The 16,588-nt window shown below is 46.8% G+C and carries 9 protein-coding genes; 6 read left to right on the forward strand and 3 right to left on the reverse strand.

The features are described from left to right. The 3 genes from B4E62_RS08115 to B4E62_RS08125 form a co-directional block, all read left to right on the forward strand. Positions 1-325 (forward strand): glycosyltransferase (locus B4E62_RS08115; protein ID WP_331351721.1); only part of this gene is annotated, 325 nt, incomplete at its 5' end. A gap of 52 nt (positions 326-377) precedes the next feature. After that, the gene (locus B4E62_RS08120; RefSeq protein WP_331351722.1) at positions 378-851 is read left to right on the forward strand and encodes a hypothetical protein; all 474 of its coding nucleotides are present in this window, start codon (positions 378-380) and stop codon (positions 849-851) included. A gap of 25 nt (positions 852-876) precedes the next feature. After that, on the forward strand, positions 877-9,417 hold the full coding sequence (locus tag B4E62_RS08125; protein ID WP_331351723.1) for a calcium-binding protein: 8,541 nt from the start codon (positions 877-879) through the stop codon (positions 9,415-9,417). 455 nt (positions 9,418-9,872) lie between these two features. On the opposite strand, the gene B4E62_RS08130 is transcribed toward B4E62_RS08125, so the two are convergent. Beyond that, positions 9,873-11,306 carry a DHA2 family efflux MFS transporter permease subunit gene (locus B4E62_RS08130; RefSeq protein WP_331351724.1) on the reverse strand — a complete coding sequence of 478 codons (1,434 nt, stop codon included), beginning with the start codon at positions 11,304-11,306 and terminating at the stop codon, positions 9,873-9,875. A 252-nt stretch (positions 11,307-11,558) separates the two neighbouring features. Between B4E62_RS08130 and B4E62_RS08135 the strand changes: the two genes are divergently transcribed. The 3 genes from B4E62_RS08135 to B4E62_RS08145 all read left to right on the forward strand — a co-directional run bounded on the left by B4E62_RS08135 (position 11,559) and on the right by B4E62_RS08145 (position 14,474). After that, positions 11,559-12,044, forward strand: a complete 486-nt coding sequence (locus tag B4E62_RS08135) for a VOC family protein (RefSeq protein ID WP_331351725.1) — start codon at positions 11,559-11,561, stop codon at positions 12,042-12,044. A 77-nt stretch (positions 12,045-12,121) separates the two neighbouring features. Then, positions 12,122-13,294: a glycerol-3-phosphate dehydrogenase/oxidase gene (locus B4E62_RS08140; protein WP_331351726.1), complete on the forward strand. Its 1,173-nt coding sequence runs from the start codon at positions 12,122-12,124 to the stop codon at positions 13,292-13,294. Between the two features lie 163 nt (positions 13,295-13,457). Next, on the forward strand, positions 13,458-14,474 hold the full coding sequence (locus B4E62_RS08145) for an aspartate carbamoyltransferase (RefSeq protein ID WP_310072498.1): 1,017 nt from the start codon (positions 13,458-13,460) through the stop codon (positions 14,472-14,474). 120 nt (positions 14,475-14,594) lie between these two features. Here the strand turns inward: B4E62_RS08145 and B4E62_RS08150 are convergent, their stop codons facing one another. Both B4E62_RS08150 and B4E62_RS08155 read right to left on the reverse strand, forming a co-directional pair. Then, positions 14,595-15,878: a diguanylate cyclase gene (locus B4E62_RS08150; RefSeq protein ID WP_310072500.1), complete on the reverse strand. Its 1,284-nt coding sequence runs from the start codon at positions 15,876-15,878 to the stop codon at positions 14,595-14,597. Between the two features lie 190 nt (positions 15,879-16,068). After that, positions 16,069-16,488: a YchJ family protein gene (locus tag B4E62_RS08155; RefSeq protein ID WP_310072501.1), complete on the reverse strand. Its 420-nt coding sequence runs from the start codon at positions 16,486-16,488 to the stop codon at positions 16,069-16,071. Positions 16,489-16,588: the final 100 nt, after the last annotated feature.

The following is a 16,588-nucleotide window of genomic DNA, read 5'->3' on the forward strand; positions in this document are numbered from 1 at the left end:
ATTACAATTGTCCACCGTGCATGTGTACCTGACTTACCCCTTTGTGTTGAGTTGGAGTTTGCTGGAGGCAATGAGTGTCGGTTGTGCGATTGTGGCGAGTGATACGGCGCCGGTGCGGGAAGTGATTAAGCATAATGAAACGGGTTTGTTGGTGGATTTTTTTGATGTAAATGCAATTGCACAGCAAGTGAGTTATTTATTAAGAAATCCAAAAGAGAGGCAGCGATTAGGTGAAATAGCGAGAGGGTTTATTGTACGACAGTATGAATTAAAAACGATATGCTTGCCAAAACAGGAGTTGTGGGTGCGCGAGTTGATTGATTGAGTTGGTTTTAATAGAGGTTTGAAATTTAACTAAATGTTTAGTTGGAGGTTTTATGTCTAAAGTGGTTTTTGTTTTTATGTTTTTGATTTTCTCTGTATTTGCTTTTTCTGAGGTCGATTCAAAAGATTCTGCGACTACAAATAATAATGAATTGTCAGAATTCGAGGTTATGTTGGAGGGTATGAAAACATGCTCTGGGTTTGATCTCTATTATGATAAAAATTTGAAAAGATCCATCCATCCATTTTTTATAGGAAAAACCCCGTCATACATTGATGATGACTATGTCGTATATGATGTTGAAGAGTATTACTACGGAATGAAGGTATTAAAAATTACTATTCCAAATCGTTTTCCTGTTGTTGATATTGAAATTGATGAGGATGTAGAAAGTGTAAAGGTTAAGGTTGGTAAATTATTTGTTAATGGTTTTCATTTGGTATATCCACCTGATGAAAAATTAGATAAGCCGGTAGTGGAAAAATCTAGCTCGGATGACAAAAGAACAAACATTACTTGTGATTAAATTAATCTTCTAAGGGAGTTATCGAATGCCTAGTACATACAATCCAGGACCTGAATTTACACGCGAGAGCCCATGGGATCCAAAAAGATTTCACCCAATTAAAAAAGTAATTAAACCACATAGAGGCGATGATTGGTCTGCCCCAATTGGTACACCGATTCCGGCAGCTGCAGCGGGCAAAGTCGTGTGGAATGCAGATTTCTATGGATATGGGAATTTGGTGATTTTAGAGCATTTGATTAATGGACAAATAGTCCATACCTGGTACGCGCATCTAAAAGAAAAACCCTCATTTGATGACCCCAATGACGTTAAGGCGGGTCAGACAGTGGGGCTTACAGGAAAAACAGGGGATGCTACTGGGCCGCATTTGCATTTTGAAGTTGCAATTGGCGGTGTAGCTGGTGCACCTAATATGGTGAAGACCCACCCAACGGTTGACCCCAGTACATTTGAATTTCCTGATTTTGATTCTGAACCTAATTCTGAACCTGAACCCGGTTTAAGGCCTTTTACTTATGAGGTTATAGATTCACTTGGTAACTCCCACAAGGGCACTCTATTTGGCTTTACAGATGAGTGGTTTGACAGAATGTTGGTTGATATACATGAAGAAGTTTTGCGAGATAACTCACCAGAAAACCTAGAAAGACTTGTAGAAACATCTGTTGTATCAACACAAGCTCAGCGTCCCGAATATCTGTATGTTTATGTAAATCCATACGCGGACATTTCGGACGATCAAGAGGTTTCTGGCTCGCAAGATAAAGATAAGTTATATGGCAATGATAAAAATAACATATTAGATGCGTCAGGTGGCGATGACTATTTGTATGGCGAAGATGGTGACGATATTTTATTTGGTGGTACTGGGGGAGATGTACAAAGTGGAGGGCAAGGAAATGACCTACTGTTTGATGACAAAGGATACGACACCTATGTCTTTGAATCAAACTTCGGAAATGATGTTGTTTGGGATAATGATGGAAATGGAAATATTGTAATTGACGGTGTCATTTTAAAGGGCGGTGTCAGCATAACGGATGATAATACCCAATCCAGTGATGCTAGCTATTGGGAATCTACTGATGGGCGTTTTAGGTATCAGTTGATTTCGGATGCAGGTAGCGATCAGCGAGATTTATTGGTTACGGATCGCACATCTGAAGGGACTATATTGATTAAAAATGTACCCTTACAGCCCAACGTTCTTGGGTTGGAGTTTTCAAGTGCGACGGCTCCTACTCCAATTCGCCTTGAGTTGGATACTATTGCAAATGGTCGTTACGACGAAGTCCATGGCAGTGCTGTTAGCGATGTGATTGATACCGGTAAAGGGCGTGATTTGGTGAACGCCAATAATGGCGATGACAACATAAAGCTGGGTGAGGGCTATGATGTTGCTAATGCCGGCTTAGGTAATGACACAGTATATGGTGACTCGGGGAATGATTACGTTCTGGGTGGCTCAACAGGTACGGCTCGTGATGAAAATGGTAATGCCATATTAGTAAATGGTATCGCGCTAGCAGATCAAGAAAAAGATATGTTGTTTGGTGGGGAGGGTAACGATCTGCTTAACGGTGGTGTAGGGAATGACAAAATTTATGGTGAAAATGGCACTGATGTGGCTGGTAGTGGTGAACCAATTCTTGGTGCAGAGTTGCTGAAGCAAGGCGACTGGTTACTGGGTGGTGAGGGTGACGATGAAATTTTTGGTTCCAAGCGTAGGGATATGCTAAATGGCGGTGCTGATAAAGATTATATTGTTGGCGGTGACGGTGACGATATTATTTTAGGCGATGGCGATTACAGTTTTTTGGCCCTAGACGCACCGAGTGTCAACAACAATTCTCGCGCTTATGGTGCGCTGCATAATTTAGACAGCAACTATAATCCGTTAATTGATGCGGAAGTTGCAGAGACGCTCAATCGCAAACTGCATAACGCATTTGATTTCACTATTGATACATCGGGAAAAGATTTTGTTTTCACTCCAGCGGTGAAGCGTGATCGCAGCCTTACTCAGCGGCGTGTAGAAAATGGTGGTAACGATACTATTTTTGCGGGTAATCAGAATGACTGGGTTGCCGGGCAAACAGGGGCGGATGTGATCTATGCCGGTGACGGCGATGATGTTGTTTATGGTGATGATTTTGTGTCGATGCCTTCTTCTTTAGAAGGAGATGATTGGATTGACGGTGGAAGCGGAAACGATTCACTTTATGGTGGAGGCGGTGACGACACGTTAATTGGTGGAAAAGGGCGTGACACAATGAATGGAGGCATAGGCTTCGACACTTATAGATTCTCTGTTGGTGATGACGCCGGCTTGACGAGTGAAGTAACCGACAGTAGTGCTTCTAACCTTGTGGCACTGAATGACGCTGCGCTTGGCGATATGGATCTTAAGCGAAATGGAAGTGGTTGGTTGCTTAGTTATTCTGCCAACGATCACTTGCAGCTTAATGGACAATTTTTTGTGCGAGTCGGCGGTGTGCAATATACATTGACGGATTTATTTAATGTATTGGCTGAGTTAAATGAGGATACCAATGGAAACCCGAATGCTCCAGGGAATAGTGTGCCTACTTTTATTGCGGGAACTGATCAAGTAGACCTTCTAGAAGGAAATGATAGCAATGAGGAAATTGCCGGTCATGGCGGTGATGATGTAATCAGTGGCGGCCAAGGCTCTGATACTTATGTATTTGACAGAGGTGATGGTAACGATAGTATCAATAATGCGGCCGTCGATAGTGCTATAACGCAAGATGTATTGCGTTTAGGTTTAGGTATTAATGAGTCAGATGTATCTGTACATCGTAGTGGTGACGATATTGTTATTAATATTGCCGCCAACGATAGCATCATGCTCAACAAGACTTTTCGAAATGCTGCAAAATTTAACAGCACCTCCCGCGATAGCAACACACTTAAAAATTATGGCCGCCAAACAGAGAAACTCACCAATATCTCCATCGATAGCATCACGCTTAAAAATTATTATTCAACAATTTCAGATAATAAAATTGATTATATTGAATTTGCTAATGGTCAACGTTGGCGCCAGATCGATATTGAGAGTCGTATTTTAGCGTTAGACGGTTCTACAGGCGGCGCAATAGATGACGAGGCAAATGAAGTTTTAGCAGGTGATAATGTTTTAATCGGAGCTGATGGTGACGACGCTCTGTATGGCATGGCGGGGAACGACACCCTACAAGGCATGGGTGGAAGTGATGTGCTAGATGGTGGTCTCGGTGCTGATAAACTTGAGGGCGGCTTAGGTGATGATCGCTACATTGTTGATGATGTTGCAGACGTTGTTGTTGAAGCTAACTTTGGTGGTCATGACATCGTTCAAAGTAGTGTAAGTTTTAAATTGAGTGATGCAGTTGAGGATTTAACATTAACAGGGAGTCTCGCGATAGATGGACAAGGAAATAGCGAAGCGAACCTGTTAAAGGGTAATGACGCTGCCAACATCTTATTAGGGTTGAGTGGTGGTGACACTCTGTTGGGCGGTGGCGGTAACGATTCTCTTGATGGTGGGGTTGGCAATGATGAGCTCGATGGTGGAGCCGGTGATGATGTATTAACCGGAGGTACGGGACGTGATGCACTGCGTGGAGGCGCAGGCAATGACGTTTATTATTTCAATTATGGTGATGATTGGGAATTTAATTCGACGATTCACGATTCGGAAGGCGTGAATCGTGTTGTTCTTTCCGGCGTGTCTATCCTGTCAATGGACTTAAGCGGAGCGGGTAGCTATTGGGACTTTAGTTACAGCGCTCATGATCGTGTTTTACTTTACGGCACATTTGTCGTTGAGATAGCGGGTGTTGAATATTCTCTTACAGCCTTACAGGCTGAAATTGCCAACCAGAAACCTCCCTCGTCAGTTACCCGCACGACCATTCTAGGCACAAGCAATCCAGAAATCTTGGTGGGAGGAGTCTTTAAAGATGAGATTCGTGGTGCGCAGGGAGATGATTCAATTTACGCAGGAGATGGCGATGATTACGTGCGCGGTGATGACGGCAGTGATCAAATATTTGGAGAGCGAGGCAATGATGAATTAACTGGTTGGGCCGGTAATGATCAGCTATTCGGTGGTGCAGGAACTGACCATCTGCATGGAGGTGATGATGATGATACGCTTGATGGCGGCGCAAACGCAGACATGTTGATGGGCGGAAAGGGGGAGGATACCTATATTTTTGGTCGAGGTTATGGCCAAGACTCAATTTTCGAGTCTGATTTTTTAGGTGATAAAGACGTAGTGATTTTTGCTGCGGATATTGCACCAGGGGATGTAGAGGTTAAACGTCGGCCGCTTGATGCTGGATCGGGCAAATACCAACTTATTCTCGCTATATCGGGAACAGATGATCAACTAACGATTTTCAATCAATTTTATCCTGGCGGCATTTCTCAGATAGAAGAAGTGCGTTTTGCTGACGGAAGTGTGTGGTTAGAAGATGAGTTAAAGTCTATGTCGGGTTTGGGAACCTTGGGCAATGATTTTCTTTATGGCGGTGATTTGGATGATGTAGTTAGTGGACTGGATGGGAATGATGAAATACATGGTGGCTTGGGCAATGATCACCTCAAAGGCGGAATTGGTAACGATATTTTAGGTTCTCAGATTGAGTTCTCTCCCGCCGATGCGTTCGCTACCGGCTATATCGGCCTAACCGAAGAGGGGAATGATACGTTAGATGGTGGTGCGGGCAATGACACACTCTACGATGGTGCTGGAGATGATTTGCTGATTGGCGGAGATGGTGATGACACTTTTTTAATTGGGTCAGGCAATGATGTAATCGACGCTGGTTCAGGGAATGATACGAGTTATCTCGGGGCTCCTACGGATGACCCTAACGGCAGTAAAACCTATTTATTCAACCGTGGTTATGGGCAGGACGTGATTGTCCATATACGTTCTCAGCCCGGTGAACGGACCGATGTTCTTCAATTTCTCGGAGGTGTTTTGCCATCGGATATCACTATATATCGCAATGATACCTACGGCGATAACCATGAGGCAAATGGTCAAAGTCTCAATTCGAATTTGGTTTATGTCCCCGATGTAGATAGCGTAGGTGATGACCTCATACTTATTATTAATGACACCGGAGATAGTGTAAGGATTGCGCAATATTTTACCAAAAATGAAGAGGGTTTAGATGCTGAAGGAACTCATAAGCTTGATGAAATACGTTTTGCTGACGGTACTGTGTGGACCCCTGCGGTTGTCAGACAGTTGCTCACTGTGCCAACCAATGAAAATGATGTCATCTTAGGTTACGAAGCAACAGATACCCTTTCGGGTGGCATCGGTGATGATGAAATACAAGGCTATGCTGGTAGTGATACTTTAAACGGAGAGGCGGGTGCAGATACTCTTTACGGCGGTACCGGAGATGATTTGCTACTGGGCGATCTCGGTAATGATAGCCTTAATGGCGGTGTGGGGAATGACAGTCTACGTGGTGGCTCGGGTAATGATACGTTGTCAGGTAGCAAAGGCGATGATCTTTATTTTTTCACAAAAGGTGATGGACGTGATGTGATCAACAACAGCGACGCGACTGTCAGCAGGGAAGATGTTCTCGTGTTCAAAGAAGGAATTGATCCTTCCGAAATCAAATTGATGCGTTACAGTAGTGAGTTGCGGCTAATTATTGTATCTACAGGTGAATCTGTTTCCATACCAAATTATTTCTCTGGGAATAATTTAGCACCAGACACGATTACCAAAGTACGGTTTGAAAGTGGTGCAGAGTGGAACTTTGACTTTATAAAATCTCATGTCATATCAAGCACAGCGGGCAATGACTTTCTTTATGGTGATTCTCGAGATGACTATATTAACAGTGGCTCAGGCGATGACACCTTGTCTGGTGGTATTGGTAATGATGACCTCGTTGGTGGAACTGGTACCGATAGCTATTTATTCAATCTGGGCGATGGACAAGATACTATCTTTGATGTTGATGTGACTGCAAATATCAAAGACCGTGTTGTGCTTGGCGAGGGAATCACTCGTGACAACATTAGTTTTGCTCGTAGCGGTAATAATCTGGTGATACTAATCGGAAATGCCGATGACCAAATAACTATTAACAGCTACTACTTAACTAATAACCACAAAGTAGAAGAGGTAGAGATAGCTGGAGAGGTCTTGGTATTGGACAGCTTGCTCAACGGCTATACCGTAGGTGTGCTGGGAGCAACGGATGCAAATAACTCACTTAATGGTACAGGTCAGAAGAACCTGATCAATGGACTGGGTGGTAATGATTACCTCTACGGTGCTGGTGGCGACGACACCTTATTGGGTGGTTCAGGTGATGACTTGCTCGCCGGAGGTGATGGTGTTGATCAATTGGAGGGTGGTGAAGGTGATGACACGCTCAAAGGTGAAAACGGTAATGACATTCTGAATGGTAGCTTGGGTAAAGATAGTCTCGAAGGTGGCGATGGTGCAGATACATACGTGTTTAACCTAGGAGATGGCCAGGACACCATTAGTGATTACGACACGACAGCCAACATCAGGGACCGCATAGTGCTAGGAGCAGGTATTACCCGTGACAACATAAGCTTTTCCCGTAATGTCAATTCTTTAGTGATGGTCATTGGTAATACCGGTGACCAAATCACCTTCATCAATCATTACTCCGGTAACTCCTCCAAAGTTGAAGAGGTAGAGATCGCCGGCGAAGTGGTGGTGCTGGATACCTTAATCAACAGCTATGCCGTAGGTGTGTTGGGAGCAACAGATGCCAATAACTCGGCTCTCAATGGAACTGAAGAGAAGAACCTGATTGATGGTTTGGGGGGCAATGATAACCTTCACGGTTATGGTGGTGATGACACTCTACTGGGCGGATTAGGTAATGATTTCCTCAATGGTGGTAACGACAATGACCAACTGGACGGAGGTGACGGTACTGATACTCTACTTGGAGAGGCCGGTAACGATGTTCTGGGTGGTGGTTCTGGCGACGACAGTTTGAATGGCGGTGCGGGTAGCGACATCCTGAAAGGTGATTTGGGTAAAGATAGTCTCGACGGTGGCCTAGGCGCTGATACCTACTTGTTCAGCCTCGGCGATGGTCAGGACACTATTAGCAACTATGATCCAACGGCAGGTATTAACGATCGAGTAGTGTTTGGTGCTGGAATTACCCGTGACAACATCAGCTTTGCCCGCAGTGGCGACAGTCTAGTAATGAGCATTGGTAATGCCGATCAGATCACCATTAGCAGCTATTTCTCTAACAACATTTACAAAGTAGAAGAAGTGGAAATTGCAGGAGAAGTCGTTGTGTTGGACTCCTTGCTCAATGGCTACACCGTGGGTGTGCTAGGAGCAACAGATGCAAATAATACACTTAATGGCACTGATCAGAAAAACTTGATCAATGGTTTGGGTGGTATTGACTACCTCATCGGTCATGGTGGAGATGACACCCTGCTGGGTGGCTTGGGTAATGACTTGCTTTACGGTGGTGCTGATAATGATCAGTTGGATGGCGGTGACGGTAACGATGCCCTCAACGGTGAAGTGGGTAATGATGTTCTGGAAGGTGGTCTGGGTGATGATACTTTGGACGGGGGTGCCGGTAGCGACATCCTGAAAGGCGGTCTGGGCAAAGATAGCTTGAATGGTAATTATGGCGCTGATACCTATCTCTTCAACTTGGGTGATGGTCAGGACACTGTTAGCGACTACGATCCAACGGCAGGTATAAAAGACCGCGTGGTGTTTGGTGCGGGAATTACCCGTGACAACATCAGCTTTGCCCGCAGTGGCGATAGTCTAGTAATGAGCATTGGCAACGCCGATCAGCTCACCATTAGCAGCTATTTCTCTGGCAACATTTACAAAGTAGAAGAAGTGGAAATTGCTGGAGAAGTCATGGTGTTGGATACATTGCTCAACAGTTACACCGTAGCTGTAATGGGAGCCACGGATGCCAACAATACCGCGCTTTATGGTACAGATCAGACCAATCTGATCGATGGTCTGGGCGGCAATGACAACCTCAATGGTTATGGTGGCAATGACATCTTGTTGGGTGGATTGGGTCACGACAATCTGAGTGGTGGAGATGGTCTGGATCAACTGGACGGTGGTGAAGGCAACGATACGCTCAGTGGTGATGCTGGTAGTGACACCTATATTTTCGGTGGTGTATTTGGCCAAGACAGGATTAGCAATTACGACAGCAATACTTCGAGTATAGATATTGCGCACTTTAGCAATGCGTCGGTCGAAGACTTATGGTTTACTCGCACTGGTAATGACCTAGTCATTAGTAGGGTTAGTTCAACCGATAAAGTAAATGTCAGTAATTGGTATTCGGGTGCATTATATCGACTCGATAAAATCGAGGTGGATTCTGCAACGCTATTGAATAGCAAGGTTGATCAGCTTGTAAATGCAATGGCTGCATTTGCACCGCCGGTCGGAGTTGGGGCTGTCTTGTCCCAAGAAATTAAAGACCAATTACAACCAGTATTGGCTGCAACTTGGCAGCCAGGTTGACCTTTTGAGATGCACCTAGGCAGAGATTGCCTAGGTGCATTTTTAATTGCAAAAGTTCCCAATTCGGAGCTTGTCCTCGCCTTCTGCATTAGCTTATTAATCCCAAGTGTCTCTGTTGATTGATATCCCAATAAATAAAAAACTTACTCTCTGCGCACGTAAAGGCTGTTGAATTTTTCTGGTCTATTTTATGCGTCTATCTTGTTTTCATAATGGCCTAAAGTCCGCTTTCGGGAATTTTTGCTTCATTTATCCGAAAGGCTCGAACGTCTGGTATTGGCCGAAGGCGGTCTCCCGACCGCCCTCAAAAAAACCTACCCAATCCTCTTCTCACAAAACTCCTGCATTTCAATAAAAACTTCGGCAAACCACCAACACCCTGCACGAATAAATATAGGAGCGCAGCAAGCGGCGCCCCTATGTTTGATATTTAATCGCGAAATTGAATATCGTTTTTAAGTCACCCGATCAGCCGGGCCTACACCGCGACTAATATTGTCACCATCATCTTTATGCAGCGACCAGAACGACAGCGATGAAATAATTGTCAGGCAGCCAAGCGTGATGAATGCGTGGTGCAATGCGCTGGTAACGGCGGCGCTGTTTGATTGCGGTAAATCGCCGAGATATAAAGCTGCAATAATGGATGCGAATGCCAGCCCGAAGCTGACGGATAATTGTTGTAATGAACTGGCGATGGTGGCGGCCATGCTGGCTTGTTCGGATGACATGTCGGCATAGGCCATGGAATTCATGCTGGAATATTGCAGCGAATTAAACAAACCTTGAGCGAGGCTGATTGCGACTATCCAGCCAAGCGCAGTCTCACTATCGACAGTGGCGAATAACATAATGGTGATGCCGATCAAGAGTGTGTTGATAATTAACACTGAGCGGTAACCGAATTGTTTTAGCAGGCGGATCGAAATCACTTTCATAAACATTGCTGCCGCTGCGGCGGGCATTAGCAATAAACCGGATTGCCATGCGGGGTATCCCAACCCGACTTGATATAGCAGCGGCAATAAAAATGGCATGCCACCTAATCCAAGTCGAGTGATAAATCCGCCTGCTACGGCAACGCGAAATGTTCTGGTTTTAAATAATGAAAGTTGCAGCAGTGGATGCAGATGTTGGCGCGCATGCCAGCCATAAGCTGCCAATAGCGCGAAGGATAATGCGACTAAAATACCGGTCAGTGTTGCATTCAAATAATGTTCGCCGAAAATTTCCAGCACCCACGACAGCAATGCAATTCCGCAACCGAATAACACACAGCCAATAATATCCAGAGGCGGTGGATTATCGGCGCGGTAATCCGGCATATGGCGGTGAATCAACCAGAGCGCAATCACACCCACTGGCACATTAACTAAAAAAATAATTTGCCACGGCAACCAATGCACAATGAGTCCGCCAATGGTGGGGCCGAGCAGGGGGCCAATTAGCGCGGGAATGATCACAAAATTCATCGCGGCTAATAATTCGGATTTCGGAAAAGTGCGCACTATGGCGAGCCTGCCGACGGGTAACATCATCGCGGCGCCTATGCCTTGTAAAATTCGTGCAGCAACCAGCATGGGTACATTCTGCGACAAGCTGCAGAGAATGGATGCGAGGGTGAATATACCAACGGCTGCTGCAAATACACGCCGGGTGCCGAAGCGGTCGGCCATCCAGCCGCTCACCGGAATTCCCACCGCGAGGCTTAGCACATAACAGCTTACAACCGCTTTAAGGCTCAGGGGGGTGACAGAAAAACTGGCGGCGATGGCCGGCACGGCGGTGTTGAGGATGGTCGCGTTCAAATGTTCCATGAACAGTGCGATCGCTACTAACCAGGGCAGATAACGTTTTACGACTGCGATGTCTCCCGAACGCTTGACCAAATTTTCCACCGGATGTTGTGTAGCAAAATGCAGGGATATTGAAACGTAAAGAATATCTGCCCGTGTGAGACATCTGTAAGTTTCGAACGGGGATTGTAATCTAGCGCGCCTACTTTTGCCGTTTGATTCTGCACAAAGTTATTGGGTTCGCCAGTAGTAGAATGTCTGGGTGATTTACCGCACGGTTCATTAATCGAGGTTGTTATAGGGTTCGCTGTGGCGAGCATTAAAGTTTCATAACGGAGAATTGATATGACTACGCACGTAAAAAATAGAATTTGTCGTTGGTATGTTGATGACGCTGAAGATGCAGCGCGGTTTTACGCCGAAACATTTCCTGATTCTTCCGTCGGTGCGGTACTTCGTGCACCGGGTGATTATCCCTCGGGAAAACAAGGCGATGTATTAACGGTGGAATTTACGGTAATGGGAATCCCATGCCTGGGTCTTAATGGTGGCGATACTTTCAAGCACAGTGAGGCGTTTTCTTTTCAAGTCGCAACGGCTGACCAGGCTGAAACCGATCGCTATTGGAACGCGATTGTCGATAACGGGGGCGTAGAGAGCGAGTGTGGATGGTGCAAGGATAAGTGGGGGTTGTCATGGCAGATTACGCCGGTGGTGCTCAGCCAAGGTATAGCTGATCCGGACCCGGCGGTCGCCAAACGTGTTTTTAATGCAATGATGCAAATGAAAAAAATCGATGTTGCCAGAATTGAGGCGGCGTTGCGTGGGTAAAAACAACAACCTGACCCGTCGAACATTTTTACATTCCTGTCCTATACTTCCCCTGTCTTTCATGCGGAATAACAAGAATGAAATATGACATTGTCGTCATTGGGGCGGGGATTCAGGGGGCTGGTGTTGCACAGGCGGCAGCCGCTGCTGGCTATTCGGTTTTGGTGGTGGAGCAAACGGCGCCGGCAGCAGGTACATCGAGTAAATCGTCCAAATTAATTCACGGTGGTTTGCGCTATTTGGAGACGGCGCAATTCGGGCTGGTGCGCGAGAGTTTGCGCGAGCGGGCGTTGTTGTTGCGTTTGGCACCGGAGCTGGTGAAGTTGCGCCCTTTGCATATTCCTGTCTATCAGGATTCAACCCGCTCGGGATTGACGATCCGCACCGGGCTTAGTCTTTATGCTTTGCTCGCAGGTTTGCATAAAGAGTCGCTGTTTACCCAATTGGGTAGAGACGAATGGAAAACCTTGGCGGGGTTGCGCCAGGATAATCTCAAAGCCGTATTCCGCTATTACGAAGCCCAGACAGATGATGCCGCGCTGACCCGTTCAGTCTTGCAATCGGCTGTGGTATTAGGGGCTGATTTGTTGATGCCTGCGCGGTTTGTCGGCGCTGAGCGCAATGGCCAGTGCTGTAAAGTCGAAATAGAAACTGCCACCGGCCATGAGTCAATCAGCTGCCGGGTATTGGTCAATTGCGCGGGTCCTTGGGCGGGTGAGGTGTTGGCGCGCATCAAGCCCGCATTGGTATCGCCATCAATCGAACTGGTACAGGGCAGTCATTTATTGCTGCCGCCAGTGTTGGACCAGTATTTTTACCTGGAGGCGCCGCAGGATAAGCGCGCCGTCTTTGTTCTGCCATGGGAGGGGCGTTTGCTGGTGGGTACTACTGAACGGGTATTTACCGGTGCGCCAGAGCGGGCAGTTTGTTCACCGGACGAGCGTGACTATCTCCTCGCAACCCTCCGCCATTATTTCCCACAACTTGCTCTTCCTGTGTCAGGTGCGATTGAAACCTTTGCTGGCCTGCGTGTGCTGCCCAAGAGCGATAAAAATGCGTTTGCGCGCCCGCGCGAGGTGATGTTTGCCGTGGATAATGAAGCCCAGCCGCGTGTGCTATCCGTTATGGGGGGGAAGTTAACGACCTATCGCGCTACTGCGCAGGCAGCATTGGAGCGGCTCGCGCCTTCTCTACCCACCAAAGAGCGTCGCGCCGATACCGCGCTGGTCAGTTTGATTCCTGTCCATTGAGTTGGCTATTTGGCTGGTTATTGATGTTGTTGGATTGGCATTAAGTTTTTCTCCGATGGCGTTGGTATCCCAGCCGCACTGCCGCTAAAATGGCGCCCGTTTTACCTCGTACTCTTTCAGGCTATTGCCTTTCCTGGCCAGCGGTCTCCGCTAAGGAATTCTTGTGAACTTTACCGGCGCGCATATTCTCTCCATCAAACAATTTGAACGTGCTGATATCCAGCGCATTTTTGACGTGGCTGATGCCATGGAACCTTACGCCCTGCGCCGCAAGGTGACGCGGGTATTGGAGGGGGCGATCCTGGGCAATATGTTTTTTGAACCGAGCACGCGTACGCGGGTGAGTTTTGGTTCGGCATTTAACCTGTTGGGCGGCAATGTGCGTGAGACCACCGGGTTTGAAAGTTCGTCGCTCACCAAAGGTGAATCCCTGTTTGATACCGCGCGCGTGCTCTCGGGTTATAGCGATGTGATTTGTATGCGCCATCCGCAGGCGGGATCGGTGGCAGAATTTGCTGAAGGCAGCCGCGTTCCCGTCATTAATGGCGGCGATGGTGCCAACGAACATCCGACCCAGGCGCTGTTGGATTTGTACACCATCCGCAAAGAATTGCGCTCCAAAAATCGCACAATTGATAATTTGCGTATCGCCATGATTGGCGATTTAAAACACGGCCGCACGGTACATTCACTGTGCAAACTCCTGTGTGTGTTTAGCAATATCAGCGTGACCCTGGTATCGCCCAAAGAATTGGCGATGCCGGAATACATTGTGGAAGATCTGCGCGCGGCAGGCCACCATGTCACGGTTACTGATGAATTGCACTCCAGCATTAGCAATATCGATATCGCATACTCCACCCGTATTCAGGAGGAGCGCTTTGCGAGCAAGGAAGAGGCCGACCAATATCGCGGACGCTTCCGCTTGAACCAATCGATCTACACCCAATACTGCGAACCTAATACAGTGATTATGCATCCACTGCCGCGCGATTCGCGCGCCGATGCCAATGAGTTGGATAACGATTTGAATGCAAACCCCAACCTCGCGATTTTCCGCCAAACCGATAACGGCGTATTAGTGCGCATGGCGTTATTTGCGCTGGTGTTGGATGTGGCGGATCAGGTAGATAAATTTTCGCGCGAGGTGAATTGGTATAATTCATTGCGCTCGAATTGATTGCGTTCGAATTGATTGTTAAGCAAGTTTATTTGTCTTCAATAAAAAATCCGCTTGTGGCGACACAAGCGGATTTTTTTATATCAGGGAATATTTTTTAAAAACGGAATGGAAAATTAGTCAGTGAATAACCTGGATAATTTTATTTAACAGTGCAGGAGCGCTCAGGCTTTTATCAAAACTGTTAGCTATGCCGAGTTTTTTGCCGATTTCCACATCGCTGCTATTGGACGAGCTGCTGACCAACGCGATTGAAATAGCTGCCGTTTTGGGTGTGCGGGCCAGTATTTTGCATAACTCCATTCCCGCTTCAGTGTTGGCGATATTGGTGCCGAGTAAAATTAAATCCGGGTGCAAATCTACCGCTAGCTCCAAACATTCTTTTTGCGATTCAGCTGTCAATAAATTGAAATGTGGTTGCAGGTGCGCGCTAAAGTGACGCAGCAATTCCTGGTCGGTATCGGCCAACAATAACGTCTTGTGGGTGGCAACTTCATCAATCCAACTGCGGTTGCGCCCCGCACGTTTTGCTTTGTAGAGCGCACGGTCGGCATTTTTAATTAATTCTTCCAAATCATGGCCGGTAGTCCGCAAACAGGTAGCGCCACCGATGCTGGCTGTTACATAGGTGCTGGAGGGCGAAACGTCATGGCGGATCTGGATATTTTCCAAGGCCTCGCTAATTGCCTGTGCAACGCGCATAGCACCTTTGGCATCGGTCTCGGGCAATAGCACAATAAATTCTTCACCGCCGTAGCGCCCTAAAATATCCGAGCTGCGGTGCAAACAACTTTTTATCGCGTGAGTTACTTTTTTCAAACAGGCATCACCAGCAGGGTGGCCGTAGTGATCGTTGAATAATTTGAAATGATCGACGTCAATCATCAACGCGCTAATGGGTTGTTGGTGGCGTTTGGCCAGCGCCCACTGCTGCTGCGCCAATTCATTAAATGTGCGGCGATTATAAATTTGGGTGAGGCTATCGAGTTGGCTCAACGCCTCCAATTCAGCGTTGAGTTGGTTGAGCTGGTCGCGCATTTCGGCAATACGTTCCATTGCGCGAATTTTCGCCTTGATGATCATAAAACTTACAGGCTTGATTAAATAATCGTCGCCACCAGCTTCAATTCCTTCGCGATAATTTTCATCTTCATTTAAGCCGGTGACAAAAATAATAGGAATCCAGTGACCGGCGAGCCATTCGCGAATCAAGCGTGTGGTTTCAAAACCGTTCAAGCCCGGCATTTCTACATCCATGATGATCATATCAACTGGCGTATTTTCAAGCAGTTGCAGGGCTTCTTCACCGCTGCGGGCAATCAAAGGTTCGTGGCCTGCATCAATAATATAATTGCGCATGGCAAAGCGGAGAGTGGCACTATCTTCAACCAGAAGAATTTTCATAGTCTTGCTTAAAAGGCGCTGTATTCAGGGAGACAAAATGAGTGTAGTCGTTTTTATTACTTTTGTAGTTTATGACCTGCCGCGCAGTGTAAGCAGCGAATGTCGATGAGTCGAATGGATAGCGAGACGAATGGCGAATTTTTGTCCATATCGGTGGTTGTATCACAGTTCCTTACGATGCGAGTCGGCTTTATGTCTGGTGGTCTACATAAAGCCATTTACCCAAGATCTTTTTGAATTGTGACACTTCGTGGTGTTGATGCATTTTCCCTTGCTGACGGAATAAGGCAATAAATTCCACTATGCCAGTATCATCATTTGTGCCGCCTTGTTGGGTCCCAAGAATTTGCAGACCCAGCCAATCGCAACTTTCAGCCCAGGCGAGGATATCGTCCTTACTGGAACGCAGCCGCTGTTCGGGGCTCCATGTGTCCCACAAGTAATCAATTGCCAATAGCGCGTGGGCGCTGTAGCGCGAGCGCATCAGTTGCTCAGCAGTGAGGGGGTTGTTGGAGCCATTGATAAAGGGCAAACAGCAGTCGCGCAAGGGTTTTTGAGTGCCGCAGGGGCAGAGTGTGTCGGGGGCGGATAAAAGCGGTTTTGGTGGCATTTTGCGGCTCTTTTCGGTATTTTGTGCGCCTATTTTCGCTGGGTTGGCGGTATAAGCCAAGCCTGTAGCGCCATTTCAAGTCGACAAACCTGCCTGCAGT

Source organism: Cellvibrio sp. UBA7671 (assembly GCA_002483145.1).
Lineage (GTDB): Bacteria > Pseudomonadota > Gammaproteobacteria > Pseudomonadales > Cellvibrionaceae > Cellvibrio > Cellvibrio fibrivorans.

Bases quoted from the DNA above. Each gene is read 5' to 3' on its own strand.
- B4E62_RS08120 (WP_331351722.1), top strand. From the start codon at position 378: ATGTCTAAAGTGGTTTTTGTTTTTATGTTTTTGATTTTCTCTGTATTT.
- B4E62_RS08125 (WP_331351723.1), top strand. From the start codon at position 877: ATGCCTAGTACATACAATCCAGGACCTGAATTTACACGCGAGAGCCCA.
- B4E62_RS08135 (WP_331351725.1), top strand. From the start codon at position 11,559: ATGACTACGCACGTAAAAAATAGAATTTGTCGTTGGTATGTTGATGAC.
- B4E62_RS08140 (WP_331351726.1), top strand. From the start codon at position 12,122: ATGAAATATGACATTGTCGTCATTGGGGCGGGGATTCAGGGGGCTGGT.
- B4E62_RS08150 (WP_310072500.1), bottom strand. From the start codon at position 15,878: ATGAAAATTCTTCTGGTTGAAGATAGTGCCACTCTCCGCTTTGCCATG.
- B4E62_RS08155 (WP_310072501.1), bottom strand. From the start codon at position 16,488: ATGCCACCAAAACCGCTTTTATCCGCCCCCGACACACTCTGCCCCTGC.